Origin of the sequence: Ideonella azotifigens (assembly GCF_006519715.1) — a bacterium.
Classification (GTDB): Bacteria; Pseudomonadota; Gammaproteobacteria; order Burkholderiales; family Burkholderiaceae_C; genus Ideonella; species Ideonella azotifigens.
This window is the reverse complement of sequence record NZ_VIDT01000560.1, coordinates 1-3,642: the sequence shown is the minus strand read 5'-3', so window position 1 is coordinate 3,642 and position 3,642 is coordinate 1. Positions and strand designations below refer to the sequence as shown.

The window sequence follows — 3,642 nt, the reverse complement described above, 5'->3', positions numbered from 1 at the left end:
CGGCGACACCGCCGGCCGAGCCCACGCGGGCCAACTGGCTGAAGAAGCTCACGCAAGGGCTGTCGCGCACCGGCTCCAGCATTGCCCAGGTCTTCACCGGCACGCGCATTGACGACGAGCTCTACGAAGAACTGGAAGCGGCGCTGCTGATGGCCGACACCGGCGTGAAGGCGACCGAGGCCTTGCTGCTGGACCTGAAGCGGCGCGTGAAGGACGCGAAGGCGACCGAGCCGTCGCAGGTCAAGGCGCTGCTGGCCGAGGCGGTGACGGCGCTGCTGAAGCCGCTGGAGGGCGCGCTGGTGGTGGGCGAGCACCAGCCGACCGTGATCATGGTGGTGGGCGTCAACGGTGCCGGCAAGACGACCAGCATCGGCAAGCTGACGCGCCACCTGGCGGATGCTGACCAGAAGGTGCTGCTGGCCGCGGCCGACACGTTCCGGGCGGCGGCGCGTGAGCAGCTGGCGGTGTGGGCCGACCGCACGCAGGTCGAAATCATCAGCCAGGAGAGTGGCGACCCTTCGGCGGTGACTTTCGATGCCGTCAGCGCGGGCAGGGCGCGTGGCTGCGATGTGGTGATTGCCGACACGGCCGGTCGGCTGCCCACGCAGCTCCACCTGATGGAAGAGCTGAGGAAGATCAAGCGCGTGATCGGCAAGGCCCAGCCGGACGCGCCGCACGAGGTGCTGCTGGTGGTGGATGGCAACACCGGCCAGAACGCGCTGACCCAGGTCAAGGCCTTTGACGATGCGCTGGGGCTGACCGGGTTGATCGTCACCAAGCTGGACGGCACGGCCAAGGGCGGCGTGCTGGCGGCGATTGCCCGCGAACGGCCGCTGCCTGTCTACTTCATCGGCGTGGGCGAGAAGCTGGAAGACCTGCAGATGTTCCGCGCGAGCGAGTTCGCGCAGGCTTTGCTCAGCTGAGTGGGCACGGCGCCGCCCGGGAGGGCTGGCGCTACAGCAGGGCCAGCGCCTCGGCGATGGCGTCTTGCTCGCCGGGCCGCACCACGCGGGCGAGTTCCTGGCCGTCGCGCAGCAAGATCAGCGTGGGCCAGAGCTTGACCTTGAACGAGCGGCCCAGCGCACGGCCCGGGCCGTCCTCGATCTTCAGGTGGCGCAGGCCGGGATGGGCCGCCAAGGCTGCATCGATGAAGGGCTGTGCGCCGCGGCACCAGCCGCACCAGTCGGTGCCGAACTCCAGCAGCGTGGCGCCGCTCAGCGCATCGACTTCGGCCCGGCTGGGCGCTTCGGGTTCATAGGGCACGGAGGTGGGCATGGCGAGGTCTCCAGGCAGTGTTCACGTCATGGATGGACCCTGGAGACACGCCAGGGTTCAGCGGGTTCAGAAACCCATGCCACCGCCCATGCCACCCATGCCACCGGGGCCACCCATGCCTTTCATGCCGCCCATGCGCTTCATCATCTTCATCAGGCCGCCGCCCTTCATCTTTTTCATCATGCCCTGCATCTGGTCGAACTGATTCAGCAGGCGGTTGACGTCCTGGATCTGCACGCCGGCGCCGGTGGCAATGCGGCGCTTGCGGCTGGCCTTGCTCTTGCCATCCATCAGCAGGCTGGGTTGGCGGCGCTCCTTGGCGGTCATCGCGTTGAGGATGCCTTCCATGCGCTTCATGTCGCGCTCGGCCTTGTCCATGTCGGGCTGGCCGGCCTTGGCGGTCATCTGCGTGGGCAGCTTGTCCATCAGGCTGGACAGGCCGCCCATCTTCTTCATCTGGCTGATCTGGGCCAGGAAGTCGTTCAGGTCGAAGCCGCTGCCGCTCTTGAGCTTTTCAGCGAGCTTCTGCGCTGCCTCGACGTCCACGCCCTTCTGCACTTCCTCGACCAGCGCGACGATGTCGCCCATGCCGAGGATGCGGCCGGCGTGGCGCTGGGCGTCGAAGACTTCCAGGCCGTCGATCTTCTCGGAGGTGCCGGCGAACTTGATCGGCGCGCCGGTGATCTGCCGCACTGACAAAGCCGCGCCGCCGCGCGAATCGCCGTCCAGCTTGGTCAGCACGATGCCGGTCAGCGGCAGTGCTTCCTTGAAGGCCTTGGCGGTGTTGATCGCGTCCTGGCCCTGCATCGCGTCGACGACGAACAGCGTCTCGACCGGGTTCAGCGTGGCATGCAGGTCGCGGATCTCGGCCATCAGCGCTTCGTCGATGGCCAGCCGGCCGGCGGTGTCGACCAGCAGCACGTCGAAGTAATGGCGCCTGGCGTAGTCGATCGCGGCCAGCGCGATGTCATGCGGCTTCTGGTTCGGCTCGGACGGGAACCATTCGGCACCGGCCTGCTTGGTCACCATCTTCAGCTGCTCGATGGCGGCCGGGCGGTAAACGTCGGCCGAGACCGTGAGCACCTTTTTCTTGCGCTTCTCGATCAGGTGCTTGGCCAGCTTGCCGGTGGTGGTGGTCTTGCCGGCGCCCTGCAGGCCGGCCATCAGGATGACGGCGGGCGGTTGCGCGTTCAGGTTGATGTCGGCCACGCCTTCGCCCATGGTCGCGGCGAGTTCCTTGTTGACCACCGAAACCAGCACCTGGCCTGGGTTCAGCGAGCCGACCACTTCCTGGCCCAGCGCTTTTTCCTTCACGCGGGCGATGAAGTCGCGCACCACGGGCAGCGCGACGTCGGCTTCCAGCAAGGCCATGCGCACTTCGCGCATCATCTCTTGTACGTTGTCTTCGGTGATGCGGGCCTGGCCGCGCATGGTCTTGACCAGGCGTGACAGGCGATCGGTGAGGGTAGTGGCCATGCGTGCGGGGCAGTGCGCTCCTTTGCGCCAGCACGGAGGGGCTGGCCGCAGGGCGCCGGTAAACTGTGAGGATGATTTTATCCGCCGCCCCCGCTGACCCCCTGGCCTGGTTGGCCATCGTCGGCTACCTGGCGGCGGCCTGGCCCGCGGCACCCGGCCAGCGCTGGCCGCTGCGGGTGTTGGTGGCGGCATGGTGCCTGCATGCGCTCGCCCTGTTGGCAGGCACCGGCATCTGGGCGCCCGACGTGCCCGGCGAGCCGGAGCGAGGCCTCTTGATCGGCTTTGCGCCGGTGCTGTCGTTCACGCTGTGGCTGGTGCTGGCGGTGCACGTGATCGAGAGCCGCCTGTTGCCGGTGGTGGGCATGCGGCGTGTGCTGGCCTTGTTCAGCGCGGCTGCAATGCTGCTGGCCTGGCTGTTCCCCGGTGAGCTGCGCGCGGTGGCGCATTCGCGCTGGGCGCCGCTGCATTGGGTGCTGGGCCTGGCTTCCTACGGTCTGTTCGGCACCGCGGTGCTGCACGGCATGATGCTGGACTCGGCCGAGCAGCGGCTGCGCAGCGGCGGGCCGGCGACCGCCGCTTTTGGCATGCCGCTGCTGCGACTGGAGCGGCTGACCTTCCGCTTCGTCGAGGCCGGCTTCGCGGTGCTGACGCTGGCGCTTGCGCTGGGCCTGAGTTTTCCAGGCTACTGGCGCTGGGACCACAAGACGGTGCTGTCGCTGCTCGGCTGGGCCACGTTCGCGGCGCTGATTGCCGGCCGGCAGTGGCGCGGCTGGCGCGGCCGGCAGGCCACGCGCTGGCTGTATGCCGGAGCTTTGCTGCTGCTGCTGGCTTACGTGGGTTCGCGCTTCGTGATGGAAGTGGTCCTGCAGCGCCAGCTGACCTGAAGGCCGC

Annotated in this window: 4 protein-coding genes; 2 read left to right on the top strand and 2 right to left on the bottom strand. The window is 68.1% G+C overall.

The window, feature by feature from the left end:
- A partial coding sequence (ftsY, locus tag FKP22_RS24050) for a signal recognition particle-docking protein FtsY (RefSeq protein ID WP_233446959.1) occupies positions 1–923 on the top strand: 923 nt, incomplete at its 5' end.
- 31 nt (positions 924–954) lie between these two features.
- On the opposite strand, the gene FKP22_RS24045 is transcribed toward ftsY, so the two are convergent.
- Both FKP22_RS24045 and ffh read right to left on the bottom strand, forming a co-directional pair.
- Positions 955–1,275, bottom strand: coding sequence for a thioredoxin family protein (locus tag FKP22_RS24045; protein ID WP_141290193.1), 321 nt, complete (start codon positions 1,273–1,275; stop codon positions 955–957).
- Positions 1,276–1,341: 66 nt separating this feature from the next.
- A complete protein-coding gene (gene ffh, locus FKP22_RS24040) occupies positions 1,342–2,751 on the bottom strand; it encodes a signal recognition particle protein (protein WP_141290192.1) in 1,410 nt (469 codons plus the stop codon).
- A 71-nt stretch (positions 2,752–2,822) separates the two neighbouring features.
- Between ffh and FKP22_RS24035 the strand changes: the two genes are divergently transcribed.
- Positions 2,823–3,635, top strand: coding sequence for a cytochrome C assembly family protein (locus tag FKP22_RS24035; protein ID WP_141290191.1), 813 nt, complete (start codon positions 2,823–2,825; stop codon positions 3,633–3,635).
- The last annotated feature ends 7 nt before the right edge of the window (positions 3,636–3,642 follow it).